The 22,818-nt window shown below is 68.1% G+C and carries 26 protein-coding genes; 12 read left to right on the top strand and 14 right to left on the bottom strand.

Going from position 1 to position 22,818, the window contains the following annotated elements:
* Nucleotides 1-203 precede the first annotated feature (203 nt).
* Nucleotides 204-473: a hypothetical protein gene (locus tag HB681_RS00495; protein WP_213952787.1), complete on the top strand. Its 270-nt coding sequence runs from the start codon at nt 204-206 to the stop codon at nt 471-473.
* Nucleotides 474-678: 205 nt separating this feature from the next.
* Here HB681_RS00495 and HB681_RS00500 read toward each other — a convergent pair whose 3' ends face one another.
* Nucleotides 679-1,386 carry a glutathione S-transferase N-terminal domain-containing protein gene (locus HB681_RS00500; protein WP_213952788.1) on the bottom strand — a complete coding sequence of 236 codons (708 nt, stop codon included), beginning with the start codon at nt 1,384-1,386 and terminating at the stop codon, nt 679-681.
* A 127-nt stretch (nt 1,387-1,513) separates the two neighbouring features.
* Between HB681_RS00500 and HB681_RS00505 the strand changes: the two genes are divergently transcribed.
* Together HB681_RS00505 and HB681_RS00510 are read left to right on the top strand one after the other, a co-directional pair.
* Entirely contained in the window at nt 1,514-1,888 is a 375-nt protein-coding gene (locus HB681_RS00505) for a hypothetical protein (RefSeq protein ID WP_213952789.1), read from the top strand.
* 24 nt (nt 1,889-1,912) lie between these two features.
* On the top strand, nt 1,913-2,572 hold the full coding sequence (locus HB681_RS00510) for a plastocyanin (protein WP_213952790.1): 660 nt from the start codon (nt 1,913-1,915) through the stop codon (nt 2,570-2,572).
* A 187-nt stretch (nt 2,573-2,759) separates the two neighbouring features.
* On the opposite strand, the gene HB681_RS00515 is transcribed toward HB681_RS00510, so the two are convergent.
* The 6 genes from HB681_RS00515 to HB681_RS00540 all read right to left on the bottom strand — a co-directional run bounded on the left by HB681_RS00515 (nt 2,760) and on the right by HB681_RS00540 (nt 6,889).
* Nucleotides 2,760-3,107 (bottom strand): type II toxin-antitoxin system ChpB family toxin, encoded by a 348-nt coding sequence (locus HB681_RS00515; RefSeq protein ID WP_213952791.1) that lies wholly within the window; start codon nt 3,105-3,107, stop codon nt 2,760-2,762.
* Nucleotides 3,101-3,352 carry an AbrB/MazE/SpoVT family DNA-binding domain-containing protein gene (locus HB681_RS00520; protein WP_213952792.1) on the bottom strand — a complete coding sequence of 84 codons (252 nt, stop codon included), beginning with the start codon at nt 3,350-3,352 and terminating at the stop codon, nt 3,101-3,103. The genes HB681_RS00515 and HB681_RS00520 overlap by 7 nt, the downstream gene beginning before the upstream one ends.
* Before the next feature lie 124 nt (nt 3,353-3,476).
* Entirely contained in the window at nt 3,477-4,190 is a 714-nt protein-coding gene (locus tag HB681_RS00525; RefSeq protein ID WP_213952793.1) for an amino acid racemase, read from the bottom strand.
* Nucleotides 4,191-4,209: 19 nt separating this feature from the next.
* On the bottom strand, nt 4,210-4,977 hold the full coding sequence (locus tag HB681_RS00530; RefSeq protein ID WP_256354441.1) for an ABC transporter permease: 768 nt from the start codon (nt 4,975-4,977) through the stop codon (nt 4,210-4,212).
* 37 nt (nt 4,978-5,014) lie between these two features.
* Nucleotides 5,015-5,959, bottom strand: coding sequence for an ATP-binding cassette domain-containing protein (locus tag HB681_RS00535; RefSeq protein WP_213952795.1), 945 nt, complete (start codon nt 5,957-5,959; stop codon nt 5,015-5,017).
* A gap of 33 nt (nt 5,960-5,992) precedes the next feature.
* Complete coding sequence (locus HB681_RS00540) at nt 5,993-6,889, bottom strand: LysR family transcriptional regulator (RefSeq protein WP_213952796.1); 897 nt, start codon at nt 6,887-6,889, stop codon at nt 5,993-5,995.
* Here HB681_RS00540 and HB681_RS00545 point away from each other — a divergent pair.
* The 3 genes from HB681_RS00545 to HB681_RS00555 are packed head-to-tail and all read left to right on the top strand — an operon-like array spanning nt 6,870 to nt 9,536.
* Entirely contained in the window at nt 6,870-7,952 is a 1,083-nt protein-coding gene (locus HB681_RS00545) for a pyridoxamine 5'-phosphate oxidase family protein (RefSeq protein WP_256734776.1), read from the top strand. The genes HB681_RS00540 and HB681_RS00545 overlap by 20 nt on opposite strands.
* Nucleotides 7,953-7,998: 46 nt before the next feature.
* Complete coding sequence (locus HB681_RS00550) at nt 7,999-8,859, top strand: hypothetical protein (protein WP_213952797.1); 861 nt, start codon at nt 7,999-8,001, stop codon at nt 8,857-8,859.
* Nucleotides 8,856-9,536: a hypothetical protein gene (locus HB681_RS00555; RefSeq protein WP_213952798.1), complete on the top strand. Its 681-nt coding sequence runs from the start codon at nt 8,856-8,858 to the stop codon at nt 9,534-9,536. Before HB681_RS00550 ends, HB681_RS00555 begins: the two co-directional genes overlap by 4 nt.
* A gap of 24 nt (nt 9,537-9,560) precedes the next feature.
* On the opposite strand, the gene HB681_RS00560 is transcribed toward HB681_RS00555, so the two are convergent.
* A complete protein-coding gene (locus tag HB681_RS00560; protein WP_213952799.1) occupies nt 9,561-10,730 on the bottom strand; it encodes a cytochrome P450 in 1,170 nt (389 codons plus the stop codon).
* 108 nt (nt 10,731-10,838) lie between these two features.
* Between HB681_RS00560 and HB681_RS00565 the strand changes: the two genes are divergently transcribed.
* The 3 genes from HB681_RS00565 (at nt 10,839) to HB681_RS00575 (ending at nt 13,418) form a co-directional block, all read left to right on the top strand.
* Nucleotides 10,839-11,537 (top strand): winged helix-turn-helix domain-containing protein, encoded by a 699-nt coding sequence (locus HB681_RS00565; protein ID WP_213952800.1) that lies wholly within the window; start codon nt 10,839-10,841, stop codon nt 11,535-11,537.
* A 121-nt stretch (nt 11,538-11,658) separates the two neighbouring features.
* A complete protein-coding gene (locus HB681_RS00570; protein ID WP_213952801.1) occupies nt 11,659-12,924 on the top strand; it encodes a D-amino acid dehydrogenase in 1,266 nt (421 codons plus the stop codon).
* The gene (locus HB681_RS00575; protein WP_213952802.1) at nt 12,921-13,418 is read left to right on the top strand and encodes a hypothetical protein; all 498 of its coding nucleotides are present in this window, start codon (nt 12,921-12,923) and stop codon (nt 13,416-13,418) included. The genes HB681_RS00570 and HB681_RS00575 overlap by 4 nt, the downstream gene beginning before the upstream one ends.
* A 14-nt stretch (nt 13,419-13,432) precedes the next feature.
* On the opposite strand, the gene HB681_RS00580 is transcribed toward HB681_RS00575, so the two are convergent.
* The 3 genes from HB681_RS00580 to HB681_RS00590 are packed head-to-tail and all read right to left on the bottom strand — an operon-like array spanning nt 13,433 to nt 17,496.
* Nucleotides 13,433-14,770, bottom strand: coding sequence for an energy transducer TonB (locus HB681_RS00580; RefSeq protein WP_213952803.1), 1,338 nt, complete (start codon nt 14,768-14,770; stop codon nt 13,433-13,435).
* Nucleotides 14,771-14,776: 6 nt separating this feature from the next.
* On the bottom strand, nt 14,777-15,781 hold the full coding sequence (locus HB681_RS00585) for a J domain-containing protein (RefSeq protein ID WP_213952804.1): 1,005 nt from the start codon (nt 15,779-15,781) through the stop codon (nt 14,777-14,779).
* A 2-nt stretch (nt 15,782-15,783) separates the two neighbouring features.
* Nucleotides 15,784-17,496 carry a molecular chaperone HscC gene (locus tag HB681_RS00590; protein ID WP_213952805.1) on the bottom strand — a complete coding sequence of 571 codons (1,713 nt, stop codon included), beginning with the start codon at nt 17,494-17,496 and terminating at the stop codon, nt 15,784-15,786.
* 230 nt (nt 17,497-17,726) lie between these two features.
* Here HB681_RS00590 and HB681_RS00595 point away from each other — a divergent pair, with 230 nt between their 5' ends.
* Nucleotides 17,727-18,449 carry a Sir2 family NAD-dependent protein deacetylase gene (locus HB681_RS00595; RefSeq protein ID WP_213952806.1) on the top strand — a complete coding sequence of 241 codons (723 nt, stop codon included), beginning with the start codon at nt 17,727-17,729 and terminating at the stop codon, nt 18,447-18,449.
* A gap of 70 nt (nt 18,450-18,519) precedes the next feature.
* Here the strand turns inward: HB681_RS00595 and HB681_RS00600 are convergent, their stop codons facing one another.
* Nucleotides 18,520-18,732, bottom strand: coding sequence for a DUF3820 family protein (locus tag HB681_RS00600; protein ID WP_213952807.1), 213 nt, complete (start codon nt 18,730-18,732; stop codon nt 18,520-18,522).
* Between the two features lie 201 nt (nt 18,733-18,933).
* A complete protein-coding gene (locus HB681_RS00605) occupies nt 18,934-19,302 on the bottom strand; it encodes a translation initiation factor Sui1 (protein WP_213952808.1) in 369 nt (122 codons plus the stop codon).
* A gap of 12 nt (nt 19,303-19,314) precedes the next feature.
* Here HB681_RS00605 and HB681_RS00610 point away from each other — a divergent pair, with 12 nt between their 5' ends.
* Together HB681_RS00610 and HB681_RS00615 are read left to right on the top strand one after the other, a co-directional pair.
* Nucleotides 19,315-20,595, top strand: coding sequence for a DEAD/DEAH box helicase (locus HB681_RS00610; protein WP_213952809.1), 1,281 nt, complete (start codon nt 19,315-19,317; stop codon nt 20,593-20,595).
* On the top strand, nt 20,592-20,915 hold the full coding sequence (locus HB681_RS00615) for a hypothetical protein (protein WP_256734777.1): 324 nt from the start codon (nt 20,592-20,594) through the stop codon (nt 20,913-20,915). The genes HB681_RS00610 and HB681_RS00615 overlap by 4 nt, the downstream gene beginning before the upstream one ends.
* Before the next feature lie 383 nt (nt 20,916-21,298).
* Here the strand turns inward: HB681_RS00615 and HB681_RS00620 are convergent, their stop codons facing one another.
* Nucleotides 21,299-22,816 carry an AMP nucleosidase gene (locus HB681_RS00620; protein ID WP_213952810.1) on the bottom strand — a complete coding sequence of 506 codons (1,518 nt, stop codon included), beginning with the start codon at nt 22,814-22,816 and terminating at the stop codon, nt 21,299-21,301.
* Nucleotides 22,817-22,818 lie beyond the last annotated feature (2 nt).

Raw genomic sequence — 22,818 nt, forward strand, 5'->3', positions numbered from 1 at the left:
TTTTGGGGTCTGGATGATGCGCCTGAAGGGCGTTGGCGACCCGCAGTGGGAAATGAATTTTAGCGAAAGCTAAGGGTTAACCCTAGGAACGCACCGCCGATGGCCACGACTTCCATGAGCGCGCGAAGCGCCCCAGCGCAGCGCCAAGCTCCCAGCGCCCGCAGCCCCCGGCGGCGCTGGCGTCGCGGACTACAGTCGCAGCCATGAGTGTCCAAGCCCTCCGAAGCACCTTCGGCCCCAACTGCCACTGGTGCAAGCTGCCCATGGATTTCGACGCGCCGCACGGGCGGCCCGAATCCGCCACCATCGAGCACCTGAACGACGCGACGCTTGGCAGCGTCCGCAAGCAGCAGCATCGCCGGCTCGCGCATGCGGCCTGCAACCAGGCGCGCAACGCGTTCCGGCTGCAGGCGGAGCGTGGGTTCGCGCAGTGGATCGAGGACCGGGTGCGGGCTGCGCGGGCGGGGCTTTGACGATGCGGAATATCGGTCGACCCCAAACGACGACGCGAGGGCGGACGTCAGGCCGCGTTCTTGGCGCGCGGCATGCGTTCGCTCGCCGATGCGCGGAAGTCGGGCCGGTACTACGAGGCCGAAGACGTCATTGCACGCTTGCAGGCCAGGCTTGCTGCGGCAAGGGCGCGCCGCGGCGGGTGAGGCGCGATTTGCCGCGTTTTATTCACTGAGGCCGCGCAGGAATCGTCAGCCCCCTGGCCACGGCCGGCCGCGCCACGAACGCCTCCAGCACCCGCGCCACGTTCGTGTACTCCTTGAAGCCCACCAACTCTCCCGCCTCGTAGAAGCCGATCAGGTTGCGGATCCATGGGAAGCTTGCGATGTCGGCGATCGTGTATTCGTCGCCCATGATCCATTGGCGGCCGGCCAGGTGCTTGTCGAGCACGCCCAGCAGGCGCCTGGCCTCGGCCACGTAGCGGTCGCGCGGGCGCTTGTCTTCATAGTCCTTGCCGGCGAACTTGCTGAAGAAACCGACCTGGCCGAACATCGGCCCGATGCCGCCCATCTGGAACATCAGCCACTGCAGCGTCTCGTAGCGGCCCGCGTCGTCCCTGGGCATGAACTGGCCGGTCTTGCTCGCCAGGTAGACCAGGATGGCGCCGGACTCGAACAGCGCCAGCGGCTTGCCGCCCGGGCCGTGGGGGTCGAGGATCGCCGGGATCTTGTTGTTCGGGCTGATCGACAGGAACTCCGGCGTCAGCTGGTCGTGCTTGCCGAAGTCGACCAGGTGCACCTCGTAGGGCAGCCCGGTCTCCTCCAGCATGATCGAGACCTTCACGCCGTTGGGCGTGGGCAGGGAATACAACTGGAGCCGGTCGGGGTGCGTGGCGGGCCACTTCCGGGTGATGAGGAAATTGGAGAGGTCGGTCATGCGCCGATTCTGGCTGCGACGCGCAATCGTTGCTGGCAAGCCGAAATCCCGGGTCGACCCCCTCGCACAAATGTATCTAAATGTGTAATCTGGTGGCCATCATTCACACGCCATGCCGAGGAAGTTCATGAAACTGCTTGCCTGCCTTGCCCTGAGTCTTGCCGTTCTCGCCGGTTGCGCGACGGCGCCGAACAAGCTGCCGGTCAAGGCCGCGGGCGGAATGCTGGTCGATGCCAAAGGCCTGACGCTCTACACCTTCGACAAGGACGTGGCGAACTCGGGCAAGTCGGTCTGCAACGGCGACTGCGCACGGAAATGGCCGCCGCTCATTGCCGCCGACGGCGCCAGCCCCGGCGGCGAGTACACCCTCGTCACCCGCGACGACGGCAAGAAGCAGTGGGCCTTCCGCGGCAAGCCGCTCTACACCTGGCCCGAGGACCAGGAGCCGGGCGACAAGTACGGCGACAACTACCTGAAGGTCTGGCACATCATCCCCGCCTGATCCGGTACACCCCCAAGGCGCCCCATGAAGACCAGGACACGCGGCCTCGTCGCCGCGGCATTGCTCGCGCTTGCCGGTTGCGCGGCAGCCAACACCTCGCTGCAGGTCAGCGTACTCGACAAGGAAGGCAAGCCCGTCACCAACGCGGTCGTGGTGGTGGTCAGCGCAGGCCGTTCCACCACGCCCGCCGGCCTGCCGAAGGACGTGGTCATCAGCCAGCTGAACATGCGCTTCGTCCCGGCCGTGAGTGTCGTGGCGGTGGGCGCGAAGGCGCACTTCGTCAACAACGATCCGTGGGAGCACCACGTGCGCGCCTCGGCCGCCGGCATCGCGCAGTTCAACGACGACGCCGCGGGCGGCTTCGAACTGCGCATCGACGGCAAGGCGGATGGCAAGGCCGCGAAGTCCGCCGACGCGGTGTTCGACAAGCCCGGCGCGGTGCTGCTCGGCTGCCACCTGCACAACTCGATGCGCGGCTACGTCTACGTGAGCGATTCGCCCTGGGCCTCGCTGACCAACGCGGAAGGCGTGGCCACGCTCAACGTGCCGGAAGGCGCGGCCATCATCAAGGTCTGGCATGCGGACCAGCTCATCGACATCGCGCCGCAGCAGGCCACGCTGACCGCGGCGCCTGCGACGGCGACGATGCAGTTGAGCGTGGTCCCGCGGGGGCGGCGGCTTTAGCTTGGCGAGTGCTGCGTGGTTGGCGTTCGCCATCCCCACGGCGCTCATTGTCTTCATGCTCGTGCTTGCACTCGTCCTGAAGTAAACGCCATGCGCTCAACCTCGCATTGGAGCGGACTGCCGGAGGCTGCTCGCCTTCGGTCGCCAGTTGCGTCGAGAACGAGCTGCTGAAACCACCGGATTCGAGCTATTCGAACAGCGCCATCAAACGTCCCAAGGCGTCGTCCACGACTTCCTGTGGAACGCGCTCGACCTTGCGCGCCCCACGGGCTGCAAGGTCGAGCATGCGGATCTTGTTGATCAGTGCGACGCCTTGCGTCTTGCAGCCAGTCCCCATGAGGGACGCCGCAAAGCCTGCGTAGCGCGAATAGTCGCCTCCTTGCGTGATGGGTGCCACCAGCACATCTCCAAGGCGGTTGAACTCCTTCGTCGTCAAGACCAACGCAAAGCGCTGACCGCGGGTTTCATGTCCGACGATGGGGTCCAGGCTCACGCTCACGACATCGCCTCGATCGAAGCCGGCCGCTTTCACCATACCTCGTTGCCCGCTGGGTTGGACGCGTCCCACAGCGCCATGTCCGCCGGCGGCGCAGCTTTTGCATCGCATTGACTCAGCAACTCGGCCAACGTGAAACGGCGCTTGGGAGACAGCACGATGCTCCCCTCCGCAGTCGTTTCCAGGCTCATCGTCTGGCCCGACTTCAGGCCCAAGTCGCGTAGCACGGCAGGCGGCATGACCGCCACCGTGCTGTTTCCATATTTCCTCAGCACCACTTCCATTGCGTCACCTCCTTTTGTTTAACACCGTTGAACATTGTATGGACTTCAAGCCTCCTCGTAAAGCATTGCCAAACATCCATCCGGTCGCGATGCCTCGTAGCCAGAACCCGGCCGAACTCGACGTTCAGGACGTCCCGACCGCCCTGCGCAAGGCCGCCCGCGCCAGCAGGCGCGTCGAGTCGAGCGTGGGCAGATCCGCGTTGCTGTCGTCGATCACCAGAGGAATCTCCGTGCAGCCCAGCACGACAGCGTCGCAGCCCTCGTCTTCCTTCAAGCGCTGGATCACGCGCTGGTAGCGCGCCACCGAGCCCGGCTTGAAGATGCCGCGCACCAGCTCGTCCATGATGATGTGGTTGCTGTCGTCACGCTCGGCGGCGGTCGGGCGCACGTACTGCAGCCCGCGCGCCGTGAGCTTTTCCGGATAGACATCGCTGTCGACCAGCCAGCGCGTGCCGAGCAGGCCGAGCCGCCGGAAGCCGCGCCGTTGCGCTTCGGCCGCCACCACTTCCGCGATGTGCAGCCACGGCAGCGGCGAGGCCGGCGCGACGAGCGGTAGCGCCTGGTGGATGGTGTTGTCGGGGCAGACCAGGAAGTCGGCGCCGGCCCGCGCGAGCTTGTGGGCCGAGGCCAGCATCAGGCCGGCGATGCCCTGCATGTCGCCGCGTTCCAGGCAGCGCACGTAGTCGGCGAGCGAGGCCGTGTGCATCGACACCTCGGGGTGCGCATGCGGGCCGAGCAGCAGGGCGCCTTCGACGCAGATGGTCTTGTAGCAAAGGGCGGCGCCTTCGGCCGAGCAGCCGACGATGCCGATGTGCAGTGGCGTGGTGGCAGAGATCATCCCGGCATTCCCTTCGTCGTCAGGCGCGAAAGCGCTTGCGCGTGAATGCGAGCGCCATCCAGAACGAGGCCACCGCATACACGACCAGCACCAACACATGTTGCACCCACCCGGCCGGCCATTGGTCCATGAACAGCGGCCGCACCAGCAGCACCGCATTGGTCAGCGGCAGCCAGGCGGCCACCGCGCGCACCACGCCCGGCAGTTGCTCCAGCGGAAAGAACACGCCGCTCAGGAACATCATCGGCGTGAGGAACAGCGTGAAGTAGTAGGTGAAGAAGTCGTAGCCCTTGGCCAGCGCATTGAAGATCAGCGCCATCGACGAGAAGGTGATGCCCGCACCGGCCAGCACCGCCCAGGCCAGCAGCAGCTTCGGGCTGTGGCTGATGCCCAGGCCCAGCATCACGAAGAGGATGGCCGTCACGGTGAAGATCGACTTGAATGCGGCCCAGAGCATCTCGGCCATCACGATGTCGTCCAGGCCGACCGGCGCGTTCATGATGCCGTCCCAGGTCTTCTGCACGTGCATGCGCGAGAAGGCGGAATAGAGCGCCTCGAAGGAGGCCGCGTTCATTGCGCTCATGCAGATCGAGCCGCTGGCCAGGAACAGGATGTAGGGCACCTTGGCGCCGCCGACGTTGACCTCGCCCACCAGCATGCCCATGCCGTAGCCGAAGGCCACCAGCCAGATCAGGGGCTCGGCGATGTTGCCGATCAGGCTCGGCACCGCGAGCTTGCGCCACACCAGCAGGTTGCGCAGGAACACGGGCCACCAGCGCATCGACATGGCCGGCGCGCGCCAGATGGATTCAGTTTCGACAAGGCTAGGCGTCTTCACGGATCTGCCTTCCGGTGAGCTTGAGGAAGAGGTCCTCGAGGTTGGCAGGGCGGTGGAAGGTGCGCAAGCCATGGTGCGAAGCCAGCGCCTGCAGCAGGCCGCGCGCGTCCTGCGTGTAGAAGAACACCGTCTCGCCGCTGACCTCCACCCGCGCCGCCAGCGCCTTCAGTTCGGGCCGCGCTGCCAGCGACAGCGCGCCGTTGCCGTAGACCTCGACGACATCCGGCTCCAGGTGCTCGGCGATCAGGTCGCGCGGCTTGCCTTCGGCAATCTTGCGGCCGTGGTCGAGCACGATCAGGCGCGAGCACAGGCGCTCCGCCTCGTCCATGAAGTGGGTGGTCAGCAGGATCGACTTGCCCTGCTGCAGCAGCACCTGCAGCCGCTCCCACATCAGGTGCCGCGCCTGCGGGTCCAGGCCGGTGGTGGGCTCGTCGAGCAGCAGCAGCCTGGGGTCGTTCACCAGCGCGCGGGCCAGCGAGAGCCGGCGCCGCATGCCGCCAGACAGCTCGCCGGGCTTGGCATCGGCCTTGTGCGACAGGGCCGCGAACTCCAGCAGCTTCGGCACGCGCGGCAGGATCTGCGCCTTGGCGTATCCGAAGTAGCGGCCATAGACCACGAGGTTCTCGGCACAGCTGAAATCGGGGTCCAGCGTGTCGAACTGCGTCACCACGCCGATCTGCGCCTTGATGGCCAGCGCGTCGCGCGGCATCTGCAATGGCTCGGTGCCGCCATTGCGATAGGTGATCTCGCCGGTGTCGGCCGCCGTCAGGCCGAGGCACATGCGGATCGTCGTGGTCTTGCCCGCGCCGTTCGGCCCGATCACTCCCAGGCATTCGCCAGGCGCGATGTCGAAGGACAGGTCGCTGACCACGGTGGTGTCGCCGTAGCGCTTGCTGAGCTGCGACACATGGAAGAGGGCGGGGGATGTCACCGGCGCATTGTCATGCGTGCCAGCCGCCCCCGGTCATAGCGCGAACCCGCTGAACTCCTGCTTCATCCAGTCGACGAAGGCACGCGTGCGCACAGGCATCAGTCGCGCGTGCGGGTAGATCACGCTCACCGGCCGCGGCGGTGCCTCGAAGTCCTGCAGCACGACCTGCAGGCGGCCCTGTGCGAGCTGCGGCATCACCTGGTACGACAGGAACATGCCGAAGCCCATGCCCGCGGCGCAGGCCTCGACGGCCGGTGCGATGTGGTTGAACGCGAGGCGGCCGTCGGTCTGCACGCGGATCGGCTTGCCGCCGCCCGGGTCCCGAAAGCGCCAGTCGCCGACCGTGCTGCCGTGGATGCGCACGCATTCGGCTTCCTGCAAGTCCCGGGGATGGGCGGGCACGCCGTGTTGCCGAAGGTACGCGGGGCTCGCAACCACCACGGTCCGGAGGGTGCCCAGCGTCTGGGCCACCAGCGACGAATCCTCCAGCGGGCTGATGCGGATGCCCGCGTCGATGCCTTCCTCCAGCAGGTCCACCTTGCGGTCGTGCAGCAGCACGCTGCATCGCATCTTCGGATAGCGCTGCAGGAAGCGCGTGACGGCCGGCGAGACGTACATGTGGCCGAACAGCACGGGCGCGGTGATGGTGAGCTGGCCCGCCGGCTCGCCCGCTTCGCGCGTGAGCACCCGGTCGGCCGCGTCGGCGGCGGCCAGCACCTCGCGTGCGCTCTGAAGGTAGCGTCGGCCTTCCTCGGTCAGCGCATTGCGGCGAGTGGTGCGGTGGAACAGGCGCACACCCAGGTGCGCCTCGAGCGCGGCCAGCGAACGCACCACCGCCGGCAGCGAACTGTCGAGCGCACGTGCCGCGCCGGTGAGGCTGCCCTGGTCGGCAATCTGCACGAAGGTCTGCATGGCCTTGAGGCGATCCATGGCTGCATTAAACCGGAAAGTGAAGGAGTGCACTGCGCCCAGAGGGATTCATCCGAAGGGCGAAAGAAAGAAGAATGAGCCCATCTTCTTCTTCTGCGGGGCGATGAACATCATGAACACTGCCGTCTTCGAATCCGACGCGCCATTCCACGAGGGCGAGAAGGCGCTGCAGGCGCATGCCGGTTCGCGCGACAAGCTGGAGGAGGTCGGCTCGCGCGTGATCCGCGAAGCGATGCCGGACCAGCACCGCAGCTTCTTCGCGCAACTCCCGTTCCTGCTGATCGGCCTGGTGGACCCTGAGGGGCAACCGTGGGCGTCGGTGCTGGCCGCGTCGCCTGGCTTCGTGCGCTCGCCCGACGACCGACACCTGGACATTGCGGCGCTGCCGCTTGCGGGCGATGCGGGCGGCGCATCGCTGACGGAGGGCGCATCGATCGGCCTGCTCGGCATCCAGCCGCACACACGTCGGCGCAACCGGGCCAATGGCATCGTCGAGCGCGTCCGGGGCGCTGGCTTCTCGGTGCGCATCACCCAAAGTTTCGGCAACTGCCCCAAGTACATCTGGCCGCGGGAGCCTTCGTTCGCTGCGCGCGCCGGCGCAACGATCCCGCCGGAACACGCGGACCGGCTGGACGCCGACGCCATGCGATTCATCGCGCAAGCCGACACCTTCTTCATTGCCAGCGCGCATCCGCAAGCGCGCTCACCCGGTGCCGCAAGGGCGCATGGCGTGGACGTGTCGCATCGCGGAGGCCCGCGAGGTTTCGTGCATGTCGTCGACGAGCGCACGCTGGTCGTGCCCGACTATCTTGGCAACTACTTCTTCAACACGCTCGGCAACCTGCTGCTGGCGCCGCGCGCCGGGCTGCTGTTCATCGACTACGACAACGGGGACCTCCTGCAAGTCGCTGCCGGCGTCAGGATCGTGGTGGATGAGAGGGAAGTCTCTGCATATCCGGGCGCCCAGCGCCTGCTCGTGATGGACGTCATGAAGATGCATCGGCTGCCGTTAGCACTTTCGTTGCGATGGGGTCAACCCGCATCGTTGCCACTGCACCCCTGAGGTAGATTCCCGGGCGATCCAGAAGCCAATGCCCCGGGAGGAAGTCTTGAGAGTCCAACGTTTGCTGGCGGCGGTCGTGGCCTTGTGCCTGGCCGGCTGTGCCCAGTTCCACAAACCCTTGTCAGCCGAGAACCGCCAGAAGATCAAGGCGGTCGATGTGCGCGTCGTCGTGGCGCAGGACGGGTTCATGTTCAGCGCCACGGCGCCGGGAGCATCCGCCGCGCCGGGCGGGCTGATTGGCGTCCTCATCGACGTCGAGGTCCAGAAGTCCCGCCAGAAGGGCATGGCCGCCGACATCCAGGCAATGGTGGACCCCTTGCTCGACATCGACTTCCGCAAGGAAGCGCGCGTCGCCTTGAAGCAGGCGACGGAAGCCGCCTTCCCATTGCGCCTTCAATCGGCCGAAGTGCTGTCCACGATGCCGGTGCCGCGCGAGCGCGACGAACGCATCGCCGCCACGGCCAAGGGCAATGCCTACATGACCTTGCTGGTGCAGTATTCACTGGAGCCGGGCCTGGGCGCCTTCACCACCCGCACCGGCATCAACCTCTGGCAGGACGGCCAGTCCGAGCGCTCGTACTACGGGAATGCGGTCTACCAGATGCCGCTGCCCGCGGGCACGCGGGCCGAAGTCCTCGGCAAGCTGACGGCGGACGACGGCCGCCTCTTGCGTTCGTACATGCGCGAGTCGATCACCGAGACCCTGCGCATGGTCGCACTCGACATCGATGCGCAAGCCAAGCCAGCCGCCGGCGCGGCGGAGCCGAAGAAGGAGCCGTTCAAGATGGTCGCCAACGGGATGCCGGCCACCTTGTCGGGCGTGCTGGTGGACCGTCGCGGCACGCGCACGATCCGCCGGGTCGACACCGTCGGCATGTATTCGGTCGAGCAGGTGGCCCAACCATGAAGGCGCTGCACTGCCTGACGATGGCTGCCGGAGCAGCCCTCCTGCCGTGCCTCGCGCACGCGTTCGATGCCGCCGAACCGCTCAGCATGGTCTACATGGCGCCGGTCGCGTCCCCGTCCACGCAGCGTCCCAACGGCCCACCGGTTGCGGACGCGCCGCAACCGGCCCGCAATTGCGCGCTCTACCTCGGAAAGATCGAAGACCTTCGATCCAACCCCGCCACGGTGGGCGCGTTGATGTTCGGCATCCACGCGCCGATGTATGTGGAGTCGATCCGCAGCGGTGACGTGGTGAAGTGGACGCACCAGGCACTGGAGTCGACGCGTGCGCTGGGCTTCCAGCCGCAGGACGGGGTCGTGGCTGCGCCCGATGCCGGCAACCAGGTCGGCGCCAGCTTCGGGCTGCGCCTGGCGCATGCCTGGTCCGCCGGCCTGAACCTCGTGTCGCACGTGGTGATCCAGGCCAGTTTCCAGACACCGGACGGCCCCGTCACGCGCCGCTATCACGGCATGGGCACCATCGGCAACTGGAACAACGGCAATGGCGAATACATGAGCGTGTTGAACGCGGCCATGGCCAACGCGGTGCAGAACTTCGCGACCGACGCCGGCAAGCTGTGCACCGACAGGCGCGCGCTCGCCCCGGCGCCGGGGCAGCCGGTGGCGTCGACGAACTGAAGCGTCCTTCGCATGGAGCCAGGCTCAGCGCGCGGCGACGACTGACGCACCGAAGCATGGGATGCGCCCATTGACCGAGACGCGGTAGTTCCATCCCGAAGTGCGGATCGAATTGAGATCGATGCCCTGTTCGATCAGCGCCTGCACGCCGCATGCCGCGAAGGTCTGCGCCAGCGCCTGTCCCGGGCATGCGTGGACGCCCCGCCCGAAGCCGAGGTTGCGTCGCGCGACGCGTTCGAGCCGTAAGGCATCGGGCTCGGCATTCAGCGCAGGATCCCGATTGGCGGCAGCAAGGACGACGAGCAGCGCATCGCCGGGACGCAGTGCTATGCCGGCCACCGTGCAGGCATCGGCCACGAAGCGGCGCGTGTTCTGCACCGGCGGGTCGTGGCGCGCAACCTCCTGCATGAGCAACTCGAAGCCATCGACCCGCGTGCCGACTTGAGTGGCAAGGCCGGCCTCGCGCGCCAGCGCCACCACGGCCTGGCCGATCAACCCGGCGGTACTGTCGCAGGTCTGCGAGAAGAGTCCGACAAGGTTGGCCAGCAGCGTGTCGGCATTCACGCTGGCGTCTTCGTGCGCCTGCGCCAGCACGGCGGCGAGCAGGCTGTCGGGGCGAGCCCGCCGGCCGGCCAGCAGCCGGCGGAGGCGATCGCCCAGGGACAAGGCCGCTGTGTCCGCCGCGTCGAACTGCTCGCGCGTCGACAGCGGCGACAGGCAGGCCGAGAAGGCGCGTGCATCGGCCACGATGCCCGGCCCGTCCTCCCCGTTGAATCCCAGCAGGTGCGCCAACGCGCGCAGCGGCATCGCGAACATCCATTCGTCGAGCGGACCACCGGGCAGGCGACGAGCCACGCGCAGGACTTCGTTGCGTGTGCCTTCCGGGTCCAACCCCGCCAGCGCCTTTTGCAGCATCCGCCGATGCACGGCATGCAGCGCGCCATCGTTCATGCGCACCAGTCGCCCGAACACCTCGCCCGCCGGACCGCCGGCGATCCCGCGCGGCACCGGCTCGGTCACCGGGCGTACGCGCAGTGCGGGATGCTCCAGCACCTCGGCCACGACGTCGGCGCGACTCGCGACCCACAGTTGCAGCGTGTCGTCGAAGGCGAGCGGCGGGCCTTGCCGCAGGGTCGCGTAGTACGGGTAGGGATCAGGATGCGTCACCGCATCGATGGCATTGGCAGGACTCATTGGGTAACCTCCGCGCTGCGGTGCGAGCGCCTTCGAAGCGGCCGGGCGGCGCTCATGGCGCGCATGATGCAGTTGTACCGGATTGCATGCTTCGGCTACCATCGAATCATGGATGACGATCCGGACGATCAAGCCGACACCCATCTGGCCCGCGTGGCCGCCGCGATCGCGGAGCCGGCGCGCTCGCGCATGCTGTGCAGCCTCATGGACGGCCATGCCCGCACCGCGACCGAACTGGCCACGGTCGGCGGCGTCGCGCCCTCGACAGCGAGCACACACCTTGCGCGGCTGCGCGAGCAGAAGCTGATCGAGTCGGTGGCGCAGGGCAAGCACCGCTACTTCCGCCTGGCCGGTGGCGACGTGGCCGCGGCGCTGGAAGGCCTGCTCGTCGTCGCCGGCGCCACGCGCAGCACCTTCAAGCCCAACACGCCCACGAAGCTGCGCGCCGCGCGCACCTGCTACGACCACATCGCCGGCGCGGCCGGTGTCGCGCTGCACGACCAATTGCTGGCGCAGGGCTGGATCGAGGCGGTAGCGCAGGGCGGCGCCTACGAACTCACCGCCAACGGTGCGCTGGCCCTCGAAAGCCTGGGCCTGGACATCGCCGCCGCGCGCCGGGGGCGTCGCCGCTTTGCCTGCGCCTGCCTCGACTGGAGCGAGCGCCGCCCGCACCTGGGTGGCGCGCTGGCCGCGGCCTGGCTGCAACTGTCGCTGCGACGCGGCTGGGTGCGGCAGGCGCTGGACGGACGCGAGCTCACGGTCACGGCCAAGGCACATCGGGAGATGCCGGAGTTGTTCGGTGAATGAGCCCCTCTACACTGGGAATGTGTGAACGAATCCGCCACGCCCGCGCATCCCGCCCGGGCACGCCGGCCTCATTCGCACCTTCCGACCCAACGCCCTCCCCGAGGCGCACCAAAGGAATCGAATGAAGGTTGTCGTCCTCGGCAGCGGCGTCATCGGCGTGACCGCGGCCTACCAACTCGCAGTAGCGGGGCACGAGGTGACGGTGATCGACCGCCAGCCCGCCGCCGCGCTTGAAACCAGCTATGGCAATGCCGGCGAGGTGTCGCCCGGCTATTCGGCGCCCTGGGCCGGGCCCGGCGTGCCGGTCAAGGCGATCAAGTGGCTGCTGATGCATCACCGTCCGCTGGTGGTGCGACCGCACCTGGATCTCGGCATGGTGCGCTGGGGCATGTCGATGCTGCGCAATTGCACGGCCGCGCGCTACGAGGTCAACAAGGGCCGCATGGTGCGGCTGGCCGAATACAGCCGCCAGTGCCTGGAAGAACTGCGCGACCAGACCGGCATCCAGTACGACCAGCGCATGCAGGGCACGCTGCAACTGTTCCGCACGCAAGCCCAGCTCGATCACACCGGCGCCGACATCGAGGTGCTCAAGCGCTACGGCGTTCGCTTCGAACTGCTCGACCGCGACGGCTGCGTGCGCCAGGAGCCCGCGTTGCACGGCGTGCGCGACAAGTTCGCGGGCGGCCTGCTGCTGCCGGGCGATGAAACCGGCGATTGCTTCAAGTTCACGCAGGCGCTGGCCGCGATGGCCGTCCAGCAGGGCGTGCAGTTCCGCTATGGCACGCGCATCCAGCGGCTCAAGTTCGCGGCGCAGCAGATCGATGGCGTGGTCACCGATGTCGGCACCGTCAAGGCCGACGCCTATCTGATCGCGCTGGGCAGCCACTCCCCGTTGCTGCTCGCGCCGTTGGGCATCCGCATCCCGGTGTACCCGGTCAAGGGTTACTCGATCACCGTGCCGATCATCGACGCCACCGGCGCCCCTGAATCCACCGTGATGGACGAGACCCACAAGGTCGCCGTCACGCGCCTGGGCGACCGCATCCGCGTCGGCGGCACGGCCGAGCTGGCCGGCTACACCCTCAAGCTGCACGAGGCGCGCCGACACACGCTGGAGCATGTGGTGACCGACCTGTTCCCGAACGGCGGCGACACCCGGCGCGCCGAGTTCTGGTGCGGCCTGCGTCCCATGACGCCCGACGGCACGCCCGTCATCGGCGCCACGCGCCTGTCCAACCTCTACCTGGCCACCGGCCACGGCACGCTCGGCTGGACCATGGCCGCCGGCACCGGCCGCGTGATGGCCGACGTGATCTCGGGCCGCAAGCCGGGCATCGACATGAAGGGGCTGACCATCGACAGATATCCAGGAGCCTATCGATGAGACGAGGTGAATTGCGGTTGGCGCTGGCCGCGTTGACGCTGGCGGCCACCGGCCTGCTCGGCGCCTGCGCCAGCGCGCCGCCGCAGTTGACGCCGGAACTGGTGGCCCACATCGGCTACCAGTCGCTCGGCCCGGAGATGAAGCTGAGCGACCAGATGCTGACCGTCTGGGTGCCCGCGCCGGCTCCGCCTGCCGACGGCACGCCGCCGCTGTCGCCAGAAGCCTTTGCCGCGCTCGTGGCCGCGTCGTCGCCGATGGTGTCCGACCTCGCCCTGGTCATGGCGCGCGGCGCCAGCGAGCCGATCAACCTCGCCATCGGCGGACCCGACAGCGCACTGGCCGCGCAGATCCTGCTGCGTGCCTTCCGCGCGCTGCCGGCGCCTGTGCCCTACCTGCGCATCGCCTTCGTCGGCAGGCCAGTGGAGGTCGGCGAACTGGCCGCGACGGCGTCGATGAAGGGCGCGGCATTGCGCTTCGAGATGGCGCCGCTGTAGCTTGCCGTTGCGCGCTACTTCCTGTCCTGCGTGAAGTTGATCGGCACGATGAACCAGGCGTTGATGGGCTGGCCATCCGGACCGCGCGCGGGAACAAAGCTCGCACCGCGAACGCCGTCGAGCGCGGCGCGATCCAGCTTGTCGTGGCCCGATGTCTGGAACACCTCGACCTCGCCGGGCGCTCCGTCGCGGCGGACCATCACCCGGATCAGCGCCTTGCCCGTTTCACCCAGACGCTGCGAGGCTGCCGGGTAGTCCACGGCCGGGGGACGTTTGTATTGCGCCGGCGCCATCGCAGCCGAGATCGCCTCCATGCCCGCCTTCAGGCCCTGTTCGCGCGCCACGTCCGCCGGGGTCCGAGGCTTGTTCGTGGTGGCATGAGGCGCCGCGGCCCCGGGCGCTCCGGCCGCTGGCATTCCGGCGGGTGCGCCAGCCACAGGCCTCTCCGGGGCCTTGGGCGCCGTGAACAACAACAGCACGAACGCAAGCGCCAGCATGGCAAGCAGGATCAGCCCGGGCCTGCGATCCACGATGCGCATCAGCCAATGCTGGGGTTTTTCCGGCGCTGGCGCGGGCCGCGCCGCGATCGCCTGCGCCTCCCATTCCCGCCACTGCTGGATGTTCCGCGGGTTGGTGATCACATGGACCAGGTGGGGGTACGCACGCGCGATGTGCTCGACGAACTGCATGTGCGTCATCAGGAACTGCACCTCCGGACGTTCGGTGCCTCGCAGCAGGCGCATCACCTTGTCCAGCGACAGGCGCAGGTCGGGCGCGTGCTGCTCGTACAGGTCGAGCTCGGTGACCACGCCGTCGACGACCTGCCCCGCCCGGCCGAATCCCTGCAGCCGCGAATGCTCCACGCGCCAGCGAAAGATCTCGATCGCGGCCGGCACGAGGAATTGATGCCCGGGCTGCCAGCCTTCGGCGATCAGCACCGCGATGCCGCCTTCGAACATCCAGCGTGCATCGAGGTCCAGCAAGCGCGGGTCGTCCAGCGCGGCATGCAGGCGGTCCTGCGCCATCCGGAGGTTGACCAGCGGCTGCGCGACCATCGAATGCGACAACGCGTGAAGCATCTCCTGCGCCGTGGCCGACGGGTCGGCGCGGGCCACCTCCGGCGCCATGACGGGCGCCATGACCGGCGGCGCGAACATCGGCTCTTCGCGCGGGCTGCGGACCCAATTCAACGCGGCTTCATACGCATCGCGCAGGGCCTGGAAGCCGCGCGGGTCGGCCTCCTGGTCGATCTGCTTGAGGCGTTGCGCATAGGAGCGGCGCACGTCGCGCTCCTGCGCGGCCGGCGACAATTCGAGTGCGGCAAGAAAGGAGGGAAGCGTTTCGCTGCTCATGCAAGCCTACCTGGCGACTTCACCGCGCGATGCGGGCGGCGTCTCCTGCGGTCCCTGCACCATCCGACCCTGCGCATCGTCGGCTGGAGGCGCGCCGACGCCCTGCGGCCGCGCCTCGCCTTCGGACAGCAAGGCCCATCCCAGCACGCCTGCCACCAGCAGCACGAGCAGGCACAACCCCACGACGCCGGCCCGCTTCCTGAACCTTTGCCAGGCCTCGGTGCGCGAACGGCGCGACGCCGCGAGACCGTCTTCCTGCCACAGCGTCAGGTTTGCGGTGTGCGTCACGACATGGAGCCAGTTCGGATAGCTTGCGACGACCTGCCGCATGAACTCCGTGCTGTAGCTCGCGTCGCCGCGCTTTGGCGGGGTCTCCCTGCGCAGGTCGCGGATCACGTTGCGCTGTTCCTCGCGCTGCGCGGGCGGCTGCGTCTGGTGGATTTCGAGTTCGCCGATGGCCTTGTCGATGATCGTGCCCGAGTGGCCGTAGGCCTTCAGCCGCGGACGGTCGGTGCGCCATTCGAAGCAGAGCACGGCCGGGCCGAACAGGTGCTGGTGGCCCGGCCGCCAGCCGTCCGCGAGCAGGTTGGCAATGCCGCCTTCGAAGGTGAAGCGCGCGTCCAGGTCCTGCAGCCGCGGATCGTCGAGCGCGGCGCGCAGGCGCAGGCGCGCGTCCTCGGTGTCCCGGGGCGGCTGTCCGCTCATGGAGACCTTGAACTCCTCCAGCATGGCGCGTGCGGTCGCCTGCGCATTGGCATGCTGCGACTGCCGGGCGCCCTCGGGCGTGGCGGGTTCCGCGAGTCGCTCGGGCTGCACCTCCTCGGCCACCCAGTGCAATGCGAACTCGTAAGCCTCGCGCAGTTCCTGGAAGGCCTCGGGCTGCGCCGCGGGCTCGATCTGCTTGAGCTGTCGCGCATAGGCGCCGCGGATCTCGCGCGCGCTGGCGTCGTTGTCCAGGCCCAGCACCTGGAGGAATTCCGGTGTCTCGCCCTCCAGGCGTCGAGTGGCCACGGTCAGTCGACGTCCATGATGTAGCCGTCCCGCTCGATGCGGTTCAGGTGTTCCTCGAGCTGCCGTTGCATCGACGCGATGGCGCGCTGCTGCTGGCCGGCGAGGGCATGCTCGAAGGTCGTGATCTGCGCGCCCAGCCATTCGCGCACCTCGCCACGAAGCTGCTGGTAGATGCGCTCGGCCCTCGCCATCAGGGTGCGGTTCTCCAGCGTGTCGCGCGGGTGGATCTTCAGCTGGGCCAGCGAGCGCAGGCGCTCGGCGATCTCCTGTTCGGTGAGCAGCCCGGGGTTGCCCTCGATCACCAGGCTCGATGTCTTCTGCGTCTTGCGCAGCGTGGCTTCCACCTGCAGCAGGCCGTTGACGTCGTAGGTGAAGCGTACCTCGACGCCGGCATCGTCGGTCGCGCCGCGCGGCATCTCCACGCGCAGGCGGCCCAGGTGCACGTTGTCCTTCACCATGCGCGCCTCGCCCTGGAACACGTTCAGGTCGACGAACTGCTGGCCCTGGGTCATGGGCAGGTAGGTCTTCACGCGGCTCACCGGCACCGGCGTGTTGCGCTCGATGATCGGGTCGAAATGGCCATGCGCGGCAATGGATTCGGACAGCCGGCGGCTGATCTCGACGCCCAGGGAGTAGGGCGACACATCGGTCATTACCACTTCCTTGAGCGCCGCGTCCCGCGCCTTCAGGCCGGCCTGCACGGCGGCGCCCAGCGCCACCACTTCGTCCGGGTTGAAGTCGATGGCCGGGAAGCGGCCGAACATGGTGGTGACCAGCCGACGGATCATCGGCATGCGCGTCGCGCCGCCGGCCAGCACGATGTTGTCGAGCTGGCCGCCGCGCAGGTTGGCATCGCGCAGCGCCCGCTCGACCGGGGTGCGCAGCCGCTTGAGCAGCGGCGCGCAGGCCTGTTCCAGCAGGGGCTCGTCGAGCACCAGCGTGATCGTTTCGTCTTCCACCCGCACCGACATCGACGCACGCGGCTGGCTGCTGAGTTCCCGCTTGGCCGCCTCGGCCTGCGCGACCATCCGCTGCATGAACAGCGCGTCCTTGCGCAGCGACGCCGGCAGCGACTTGCGTTCGAAGAACAGGTCGACCAGGCAGTGCACGAAGTCCTCCCCGCCGAGGAAGTTGTCGCCGGCCGAGGCGCGAACTTCCATCACGCCCTCGAACAGTTCGAGGATCGACACGTCGAAGGTGCCGCCGCCCAGGTCGAACACTAGGAAGCGCGTTTCCGTGCCCATCCGGTGCATGCCGTAGGCCAGCGCGGCGGCGGTGGGCTCGTTGAGCAGGCGGTCCACGCGCAGGCCCGCCATCTGCCCGGCGGCCCGCGTGGCCTTGCGCTGGGCATCGGAGAAATAGGCCGGCACGGTGATGACCGCCTCGGTCACCGGCTCGCCCAGCATGGCCTCGGCGTCGGCCTTGAGCGACTTGAGCACCAGCGCCGACAGTTCCTCGGGACGGAAGTCGCGCTGGCCCAGGCGCAGCGTCCTGTCGCTGCCCATGTAGCGCTTGAAGACGGCGGCGGTGCGGTCGGGATGGGTCTGCAGCCGCTCGCGCGCGGCGCGGCCCACGAGCACGGTGTCGTCCTCGTCGATGCTGATGCACGACGGCGTCAGCACCTGGCCAAGACTGTTCGGGATCAGGACGGACTGGCCATCGCGCCACGCAGCCACCAGGCTGTTGGTTGTACCCAGGTCAATGCCGACAATCATCCATCCGTCCCCACATGCGCGTCATGACAGCGATCGTAGGTGCTGCCGGGGAAATCCGTACCTAGCCGAAAGTTCAAAAGCAAGTGCAAACGTGTCTTTTGCTTCGGGGCCGAGTACTGCGACGGAGTCGATGCCGGGTCCGTGGCGCCTTGTCGTTCTTGCTTGCTCGCTTGCGGGCCGGCCAGCCCGCCGGATATGCTGGCCGCCCATCATTGGAAGCATACGCAATCATGCCCAGCCACGACCCTCGCCGGATCGTCATCTTCTCAGGTTCCGGCGTGAGCGCCGAGAGCGGGTTGCCCACGTTCCGCGACTCGGGCGGACTCTGGCGGCAATACGCATGGGAGGAGGTGGCCAGCCCGGAGGGCTGGCGCAAGCATCCCGGGGTGGTCCAGGCCTTCTACAACGAGCGCCGTCACCAGGCCGCCGAGGCACAGCCCAACGCAGCGCACCGGGCCATCGCGGCGCTGGAGAAATCCTTCGACGTGGTCGTCGTCACGCAGAACGTGGACGACCTGCATGAGCGCGCCGGCTCGACGAAGGTGGTGCACGTTCATGGCGAGTTGGCCTTTGCCCGGGGCGAGCACAGCGGCCTGCGCCAGCGCGTCGGCGCTGCGCCGATCCACATGGGCCAGCGCTGCGCGCAGGGCAGCCAGCTCAGGCCGGACATCGTCTGGTTCGGCGAGTCGGTGCAGCATCTAGAGGAAGCGAGGGCCTACTTTTCTGAGGCCGGACGCGTGCTCGTGGTGGGCACCTCGCTGTCGGTCTTCCCGGCCGCATCGCTGGTGCATGCCGCGCCGGCCGCGGCCGACAAGGTGGTCGTGGCGCCCGAGCTCGACAGCCCGCCCGCCGGCTTCGACTGGATGCGCGGCAAGGCGACCGAATGCGTGCCGCAGGTGGTGGCCCGCTGGCTGCGCGAGGGCGCTGGCGCGTCGCAGGGCCAGCCGGAGTAAACCGGCCGGCAACTTCCCAACGACCGCGACACGCTCTTCCACCGGCTCGAGCCGCAGTTCGAAGAGGCGCCTATCGCCTGCGCAATGGCGCGAGCAGGCCCTTCAGCCCGTTGTGGTCGATCTCGTGCATCAACTGCAGCAGCCGGCCGATCTCGCCCTTGGGGAAGCCTTCGCGCGCGAACCACGTGAGGTAGTTGCCGGGCAGGTCGGCGATCAGCACGCCCTTGTGCTTGCCGAAGGGCATGGGCATCGAGACGAGCTTCTCGAGGTCTTCGGGGGTCATGTCAGTGGGCTTCGGGTATTGGGTGGGAGCCGGAAATTCGGGCAGCCGAACGCAGAGGGCGCAAAGGTTTCGCAGAAGTCGCAAAAGGAAATCCAGGATTTCTTTCTTGAGATCCTTCTGCGACTTCTGCGACTTCTGCGTGCTTTTGTCTTTCTTCTGCGTTCGGCAGTCCGCTCCCCGCGCCTTCACGCATGTTGATGTTCAGCCGCCGGCGCGCTTCACCGTCATGCCTTGCTTCTGCAGCGCGGCAATCACGGTATCGCGATGATCGCCCTGGATTTCGATCACGCCGTCCTTGGTCGTGCCGCCCGAACCGCAGGCCGACTTGAGCTGCTTGCCCAGCAGCGCGAGCGCCGCCGCGTCGAGCGCCACGCCCTTGATCACGGTCACGCCCTTGCCTTTGCGGCCCTTGGTGTCCAGCGACACACGCACAATGCCGTCTGTGACGGGAATTGCCGTCTTCAATTTGCACGTGCAGGCCGCAACCGGTTGGCCGCACCCGGGGCAGACCCGGCCGGTCTCGGTGGAGTACACCAGGCGGCTGCCGCTGTCCGATTTGTTCATCGCCATTCATTGCCCTTCATGCCATTTCCATCACTCGGCCTCGCGCCCGCTCTCTCGCAAGCCGCCACTGGCGCGGGCTACCTCGCGCCCACGGAGATCCAGGGCGCCGCCATCCCGGCCATCCTGCGCGGGCAGGACGTGCTGGGACTGGCGCAGACAGGCTCCGGCAAGACGGCCGCATTTTCGCTGCCCTTGCTGCAACGCTGGGCCGAAGCGCCCCGGCACCGCTCGCGCCGCACCGTGCATACGCTGGTGCTGGTGCCCACACGGGAACTGGCGGCGCAGGTGGGCGAGACCCTGCGCATCCTCGGCCAGCACCTGCACGAGCGCCCGAAGATCGCCGTCGTGTTCGGCGGCGTCTCGGTCAATCCGCAGATGATGGCCTTGCGCGGCGGCGCCGACATCGTGGTGGCCACGCCGGGCCGCCTGATCGACCTGCTCGATCACAACGCCTTGAAGATCGGCAATGTCTCCGCCCTGGTGCTCGACGAGGCCGACCGCCTGCTGGACCTGGGTTTCGCGGAGGAACTGCAACGCATCCTCGCGCTGCTGCCGGCCCAACGGCAGAACCTGTTCTTCTCCGCCACCTTCGTGCCCGCCGTCGAGGCGCTGGCGGCGCAGTTGCTGAACGACCCGCTGCGCATCGAGGTCGAGGCCACCGAGGCCACGGTGCCCGACATCGCCCAGCGCGCCATCGAGGTCGACACCAGCCGCCGGACGCAGTTGCTGCGCCATCTGGTGCAGGACCAGAAGTGGACCCGCGTGCTGGCCTTCGTCGCCACCAAGCATGCCGCCGAGATCGTCGCCGACAAGCTGCGCAAGGCCGGCATCGAGGCCGAGCCTTTCCACGGCATGCTGAGCCAGGGCAAGCGAACGCAGGTCGTGGCCGACTTCAAGGCCAGCCGCGTGCAGGTCGTCGTCGCCACAGACCTGGCGGCGCGGGGCATCGACATCGCCCAGTTGCCGGTCGTGGTGAACTTCGACCTGCCGCGTTCCGCCACCGACTACGTGCACCGCATCGGCCGCACCGGTCGCGCGGGAGAAAGCGGACTGGCGGTCAGCTTCGTGCCGGCCAGCAGCGAGGCGCATTTCCGTCTCATCGAGAAGCGCCAGGGCCTGAGCGTGCCGCGCGAGCGCATCGTGGGCTTCGAGCCGGTCGAGGTCGCGATGGCCGCATCGACGACGCCGCTGACGGCGCCCGGCGCGCAGTCGCCCAACGGCGGCATCAAGGGCAAGCGCCCGAGCAAGAAGGACAAGCTGCGCGAAGCCGCCGCACGCGCCGCGGCCGGCAAGCCATGAGCCAGGCGATGCCCTTGCGCTGGCTCGATTTCGACTACAGCGAAGGCTCCGACGACACGGGCGTGTTCGATGCGATGGCGTCGGTGGAGTTGGGCAACGCGACCAAAGTGGAGGCCGAGATCGCCAGCGTGCTGGCATGGGCAGAAGCCGCGTTTCCGGGCCAGCGCGCCCCGATGGAAGAGGGCGGCGAGTGGGACTGCGACGTCAGCGTCACAGACGAACCGGGCGCGGTGCCCCGCCGGTGCCTCAGCTTCTCGATCAGCGGGACCGCTGCCTTCTGCGATGCGTTCCGCGAGCGCTTCGATCCAGAGACCGACTGACCGCAGATGGGGCGAGCAGAAAGCGTCACCGCGCATCGATCACCCCCAAGCCCGGTGTGCGATACCCGACGGCCGCCGCCTCTGTGCCGCCGAGGAGCGCAGCGATTCGCGGATCAGGGCTCGCAGCTGTTTGAGCGGAGTGCAACGCAGCGAGTTCTGCGAGACCCCGCGAATCGTGACCACCGCAGGGGAGCCGCGCAGCGGCCGGCAAAGTGAAGGCGACCGGCGGGTATCGCACACCGGGCGGTCTTCGAAGCGATAGCCCAGCGACCCCCCACAAAGCAGCAACCAGCGCGCCCGTCAAAGCGACCCGCGCCCGTCGAATCGGCGACCAGCGCGCCCGTCAAAGCGACAACAAATGCCGTCGACGCAAGGGCAGCCGGCTACTGGAACGCCACCTCCGCAAAACTGCGCAATTTCCGGCTGTGCAGCCGACCCGCCCCCTCGCGCCGCAGGATCTCGATGGCCGCCATGCCGATGCGCAGGTGCTGCTCCACCCGCTCGCGATAGAAGTGGTTCGCCATGCCGGGCAGCTTGATCTCGCCATGCAGTGGCTTGTCGCTCACGCACAGCAGCGTTCCATAAGGCACCCGGAAGCGGAAGCCGTTCGCCGCAATCGTCGCGCTCTCCATGTCCAGCGCCACCGCGCGGCTCTGGCTGAAGCGGCGTTGCGGGCGGTTGTCCGGCAGCAGCTCCCAGTTGCGGTTGTCCGTGCTGGCCACGGTGCCGGTGCGCATGATGGTCTTGAGTTCGGGCCCGTGGAAACCCGTCACCTCGGCCACCGCCCTCTCCAGTGCCAGCTGGATCTCCGACAGCGCCGGGATCGGCACCCACAGCGGCAACTCCTCGTCGAGCACGTGGTCTTCGCGCACATAGGCGTGGGCCAGCACATAGTCGCCCAGCTGCTGCGCATTGCGCAGGCCCGCGCAGTGGCCCAGCATCATCCACGCGTGGGGCCGCAGCACCGCGATGTGGTCGGTGATCGTCTTCGCATTGGCCGGCCCCACGCCGATGTTCACCATCGAGATGCCGCTGTTGTCCTCGCGCACCAGGTGGTAGGCCGGCATCTGCGGCAGGCGCGGCGGTGGCGTGCCCTGCGTGCCGTCGAGCAGATGGGCATAGGCGCCGGCTGCTTCCGGCGCCAGCCCGCGCCGGCGCGTGACCACGTTGCCTGGCTCGATGAATGCGATGTACTCGCTGTTCTCGTCCATCATCGCCTCGTGTCCCAGCCGCACGAACTCGTCGATGTAGAACTGGTAGTTGGTGAACAGCACGAAGTTCTGGAACCACTCCGACGCCGTGCCCGTGTAGTGGCGCAGGCGATGCAGCGAATAGTCCACCCGCGCGCCGGTGAACAGCGCCAGCGGTTGCGGCTCGCCGGCGCGCGCCTCGTGCGTGCCGTTGGCGATGCCGTCATCCATCGCGCCCAGGTCGGGCAGGTCGAACACGTCGCGCATCAGGGCGCGGCGCTCGGCGCTCATCGTGCCTTCGATGTGGTCGTTTTCCACGAACGAGAAATGGATCGGTATCGGCTGGCTGCTGGTGCCGACCTCGAGCTCCACCTGGTGGTTCTCCAGCAGCAGGCGGAACTGCTCCGCGTAGTAGCGCGCGAACAGGTCGGGCCGCGTCAGCGTCGTCTCGTAGCGGCCCGGTCCCGCGACGAAGCCGTAGCTCAGGCCGGCGTTCTCCGGCGGCGTGTGGCGCGACACCGTGTGCGTGTGCACCCGCACGAAGGGATAGCAGGCGCGCATGCGCCCCGGCAGTGACGCGCCGGCCACGAAGCGCTGCATCGCATCGCGCAGGTGTTCCAGGCCTTCGTCGTAGATGGCGCGCACGCGGGCCAGCGCCTCGGTTGCGTCGCTGAAGCGGGCAGGCGGGGTGAAAGGGGGCATGTAGGGCATGG

This window comes from Variovorax sp. dw_954, from assembly GCF_018449755.1.
GTDB lineage: Bacteria > Pseudomonadota > Gammaproteobacteria > Burkholderiales > Burkholderiaceae_C > Variovorax.

Coding starts and splice junctions, on each gene's coding strand:
- HB681_RS00495 (WP_213952787.1), top strand. CDS start 204: ATGAGTGTCCAAGCCCTCCGAAGCACCTTCGGCCCCAACTGCCACTGG.
- HB681_RS00500 (WP_213952788.1), bottom strand. CDS start 1,386: ATGACCGACCTCTCCAATTTCCTCATCACCCGGAAGTGGCCCGCCACG.
- HB681_RS00505 (WP_213952789.1), top strand. CDS start 1,514: ATGAAACTGCTTGCCTGCCTTGCCCTGAGTCTTGCCGTTCTCGCCGGT.
- HB681_RS00510 (WP_213952790.1), top strand. CDS start 1,913: ATGAAGACCAGGACACGCGGCCTCGTCGCCGCGGCATTGCTCGCGCTT.
- HB681_RS00515 (WP_213952791.1), bottom strand. CDS start 3,107: ATGGTGAAAGCGGCCGGCTTCGATCGAGGCGATGTCGTGAGCGTGAGC.
- HB681_RS00520 (WP_213952792.1), bottom strand. CDS start 3,352: ATGGAAGTGGTGCTGAGGAAATATGGAAACAGCACGGTGGCGGTCATG.
- HB681_RS00525 (WP_213952793.1), bottom strand. CDS start 4,190: ATGATCTCTGCCACCACGCCACTGCACATCGGCATCGTCGGCTGCTCG.
- HB681_RS00530 (WP_256354441.1), bottom strand. CDS start 4,977: ATGTCGATGCGCTGGTGGCCCGTGTTCCTGCGCAACCTGCTGGTGTGG.
- HB681_RS00545 (WP_256734776.1), top strand. CDS start 6,870: ATGGCCTTGAGGCGATCCATGGCTGCATTAAACCGGAAAGTGAAGGAG.
- HB681_RS00540 (WP_213952796.1), bottom strand. CDS start 6,889: ATGGATCGCCTCAAGGCCATGCAGACCTTCGTGCAGATTGCCGACCAG.
- HB681_RS00555 (WP_213952798.1), top strand. CDS start 8,856: ATGAAGGCGCTGCACTGCCTGACGATGGCTGCCGGAGCAGCCCTCCTG.
- HB681_RS00560 (WP_213952799.1), bottom strand. CDS start 10,730: ATGAGTCCTGCCAATGCCATCGATGCGGTGACGCATCCTGATCCCTAC.
- HB681_RS00565 (WP_213952800.1), top strand. CDS start 10,839: ATGGATGACGATCCGGACGATCAAGCCGACACCCATCTGGCCCGCGTG.
- HB681_RS00570 (WP_213952801.1), top strand. CDS start 11,659: ATGAAGGTTGTCGTCCTCGGCAGCGGCGTCATCGGCGTGACCGCGGCC.
- HB681_RS00575 (WP_213952802.1), top strand. CDS start 12,921: ATGAGACGAGGTGAATTGCGGTTGGCGCTGGCCGCGTTGACGCTGGCG.
- HB681_RS00580 (WP_213952803.1), bottom strand. CDS start 14,770: ATGAGCAGCGAAACGCTTCCCTCCTTTCTTGCCGCACTCGAATTGTCG.
- HB681_RS00590 (WP_213952805.1), bottom strand. CDS start 17,496: ATGATTGTCGGCATTGACCTGGGTACAACCAACAGCCTGGTGGCTGCG.
- HB681_RS00595 (WP_213952806.1), top strand. CDS start 17,727: ATGCCCAGCCACGACCCTCGCCGGATCGTCATCTTCTCAGGTTCCGGC.
- HB681_RS00600 (WP_213952807.1), bottom strand. CDS start 18,732: ATGACCCCCGAAGACCTCGAGAAGCTCGTCTCGATGCCCATGCCCTTC.
- HB681_RS00605 (WP_213952808.1), bottom strand. CDS start 19,302: ATGGCGATGAACAAATCGGACAGCGGCAGCCGCCTGGTGTACTCCACC.
- HB681_RS00610 (WP_213952809.1), top strand. CDS start 19,315: ATGCCATTTCCATCACTCGGCCTCGCGCCCGCTCTCTCGCAAGCCGCC.
- HB681_RS00615 (WP_256734777.1), top strand. CDS start 20,592: ATGAGCCAGGCGATGCCCTTGCGCTGGCTCGATTTCGACTACAGCGAA.
- HB681_RS00620 (WP_213952810.1), bottom strand. CDS start 22,816: ATGCCCTACATGCCCCCTTTCACCCCGCCTGCCCGCTTCAGCGACGCA.